This window comes from Aequoribacter sp., from assembly GCF_965659035.1.
GTDB lineage: Bacteria > Pseudomonadota > Gammaproteobacteria > Pseudomonadales > Halieaceae > Aequoribacter.
Genome location: NZ_CBFHWH010000044.1, coordinates 14045 through 17397 on the forward strand (window position 1 = coordinate 14045; position 3353 = coordinate 17397).

Sequence of the window (3353 nt, forward strand, 5' to 3'; positions counted from 1 at the left end):
CACACCCAGTAAGCCTGGCGCCCGTCCCGACAAGCGTGGGCTACCCGCTCAATGACAGAAGCTCTTCGGGTGGAATCGATAAGTACAGTCGAGATTGCCTGACGCCCTGGGGGTAATTCATCAATAATCGAACAATCTAGGTCGGCATAGGCCACCATCGATAAACTTCTAGGTATGGGTGTGGCGGTCATCACCAACTGATGGGGTCTAAGTGCTTTGCCTTTGCGCGCTAGGGTCAGCCGCTGCTCGACGCCAAAGCGGTGCTGTTCGTCAATAATGACAAGTCCTAAGTGTTTAAATTCTACATCCGCTTGAAACAAGGCATGAGTGCCAATCACCATACTGGCTTCTTGTGTCGCTATCATCGCTAGAGTCGTTTCGCGTTTCTTGCCTTTCGTTTTACCGCTGAGCCACGCGAGCTTGAATTTGCTATTGCCAAACCAGCGCTCGAAATTGCGCCAGTGTTGTTCCGCTAAAAGTTCGGTGGGCGCCATTACCGCCACTTGATACCCCGCTTCCGCCGCTTGCAAAGCGGCTGCTGCTGCGACCAAAGTTTTACCTGCACCGACATCGCCTTGTAACAGTCGCAACATTGGCGTGGGGCGCATTAAGTCCTGACCAATTTCGGCGATCACTCGTTGTTGTGCACCCGTGGCCTGAAAAGGCTGTGCCTTTAAAAACGCCGCCGTGAGCTCCTGTTGATAAGGAATTTCCGGTGCTTGATGTTGTGTTTGCAGAGTGCGAAGTTCACCTAAGCTAATTCGATGAGCTACTAGCTCTTCGAGCGCCAGCCGTAATTGCGCTGGATGTTGTTTATTGGCCAAGGCGGACAACGACACATCTGGTGGTGGCTGATGTAAAATTTGAATGGCTTGGACCAGACCGATGCCCTGGGTCTGTTCATGTGGCAATAGCTCATCGGGCGGGTTCACTGTTAACACTTGAAGCGAGGCTAAACAAATCTTGCGCCAGGTCGTTTGCCCGATTCCCGTGATTGTTGGGTAAATGGCTGTGAGCGCTTCTTCCATGGCCGCACCCTCTTCGACTCTACGGTACTCTGGGTGCACCATTTCGAAGCCATTGGCGCCGCGTCGGACCTGCCCAAAGCAACGCAAAGTCAGCCCTTGCTTAAGCTGTTGCTGTTGAGCACGTGAGAAATGAAAAAACCGAAGTACCAGCGTGCCTGTGCCGTCTTGCAGTTTCACAACGAGGCTGCGGCGACGCCCGAGTGTTATCGTTGCAAGACGAACTTCACCTTCCACCACGACATCGCTACTATCTTGTAAGGCGCCAATTGGCGTGAGCCGAGTGCGGTCTTGATAGCGCAGTGGCAGATAAAACCACAAATCTTTTACTTGGTGTAAACCTAGGGTAGCCAATTTCTCTGCAAGCTTAGGTCCCACCCCTGTCAGCTGTGATATCGGACTGGTGGCGTTTAATGCTACCCTTCTGTTGGCGTTTGGCTGTGACATGCAGTATTACGGTATTTGAATAGGGACAGTGTAGCGTGGCATCAATGGATAACAAGCTTCGGGTCGCACTTATTGGTTGCGGCGATATTGGGCTGCGATTGAGTCATGAGCTGCCAAGTGAGCGTTACAGCTTCTTAGGCTTACGGCGAAGCCTCCCCGATGTCGATGAAAAAACGATTGACTGGGTACAAGCGGATTATTTACAACCCGAGACGCTGGGCGTGCTTAAAGCGTTTAGTCCCGACTACGTTGTCATTACGCTAAAGCCCACGGCTTACACAGAGTCTGGTTATCAGCAGGGATATGAGCAAGGTGCGCGCAATATCGCCGCTGCGCTTGATGGTCTTTCGCCTCAGCGCATTTTTTATGTCAGTAGCACTCGCGTTTATGCTGAAAGCGCTGGCGCGTGGGTCACCGAAGATTCACCGCTCGCGCAGCAGGGCTTCGCCGCGCTGAGCTTAATTACTGCCGAGCAGACAATGGTGCAGACCGGTTTGCCCCTAACGATTGTACGTTTTGCCGGTATATACGATGGTCGGGCGCAGTTCTATTTGAATCGCATGAAGCAAGGGCTCTGGTCTTCGTCTGAGCCCGAGATTTTTACCAATCGTATTCATCGCGATGATTGTAGCGGCTTTTTGGCACACCTGATTCGCCTCTCCCAAGCAGGTGAGCCTTTAGCCTCGATTTATAATGGCAGCGATGGAGCACCCGCGACACGCTATGAAATCGAGCGCCATTTAGCGGCCCGTGCCGGCTTGAACCCGCCAGAAACTGTATCGGTGGACGGAGAGCTTCAAGAGCACAAACGCATCGATAGCAGCCGACTTATCGCCAGTGGTTATCAGCTGAAGTTTCCGAGCTACCAAGACGGTTACCAATAATCTCTCGTCTTTACGGCATTTTTACGCTGTATGGGGTTTTGGTATCTCGATATTTTACGCAGTCCCTCATGACAATACGCTTGACGATTCAAAGAGGCGTTGATCATGCGCTTATTCAGACCAGTATTTTTTGTCTGCGGTGTATTGGGTTTGATCCTGGCAAGTTTAATGTTTGCCGTAGCGGCTTATTCTTGGTTGTTAAACGACGGCCAAGAACTGGTATTTGCAAAGTCGGGTATGGCGGCTATCGGCATTTCTTCGGTGCTAACCATTCCCGGAGTATTCAAGGATTTCGCGCCCACCACCCGACAACTCTACATGATTACCACGTCGAGCTGGTTAAGTCTGTCGCTGTTTGCGGCGCTTCCGTTCTTTTGGAGTGATTATGGTATCGGATTTATCGACGCGGTTTTTGAGGCTGTCTCGGGGATCACCACAACAGGTTCCACCGTCTTAGTCGGTTTGCGCGATTATCCGCCATCAATATTATTGTGGCGTTCACTATTACAATGGCTGGGAGGTTTGGGTGTTATTGGTATGGCCATCGCTATTCTGCCTTTTTTACGAGTGGGTGGGATGCGTCTCTTCCAAGCAGAATCCTCTGATTGGTCTGAAAAAAGCCTGCCTCGTTTTCAGTCTATCGCCAAGAGCTTGTGGGTGGTCTACACTGCACTGACGTTGTGCGCGGTATTAGCATATCGCGCCGCAGGAATGAATTGGTTTGATGCTGTGAATCACGCAATGACCACGGTGTCGACAGGAGGCTTCTCTACCGATGATGCGTCTATGGGGCAGTTCGGCGTGGGGGTTTTATGGGTTTCGACCCTGTTCATGTTTTTGGGCGGACTACCTTTTACCTTGTACATTCGTCTACTCGCGCAAAAACGGCTTAGCGCCTTAAAAGATCAGCAGAGCCGGAACTATTTGCTGATAGTGGTCGGATTGGTTATTTTGTTGGCCTCTCAGCAATGGTCGCAAGGCAACGAATCTTGGTTTG

At 51.3% G+C, this 3353-nt stretch carries 3 protein-coding genes; 2 read left to right on the forward strand and 1 reads right to left on the reverse strand.

Going from position 1 to position 3353, the window contains the following annotated elements; genetic code table 11:
- On the reverse strand, positions 1–1472 hold a 1472-nt coding region (locus ACTF5Z_RS07875; protein WP_438985163.1), incomplete at its 3' end, for an ATP-dependent DNA helicase RecG.
- 44 nt (positions 1473–1516) lie between these two features.
- Here ACTF5Z_RS07875 and ACTF5Z_RS07880 point away from each other — a divergent pair.
- Positions 1517–2356 carry an NAD(P)H-binding protein gene (locus ACTF5Z_RS07880; protein ID WP_438985164.1) on the forward strand — a complete coding sequence of 280 codons (840 nt, stop codon included), beginning with the start codon at positions 1517–1519 and terminating at the stop codon, positions 2354–2356.
- 105 nt (positions 2357–2461) lie between these two features.
- A partial coding sequence (locus ACTF5Z_RS07885; RefSeq protein ID WP_438985165.1) for a TrkH family potassium uptake protein occupies positions 2462–3353 on the forward strand: 892 nt, incomplete at its 3' end.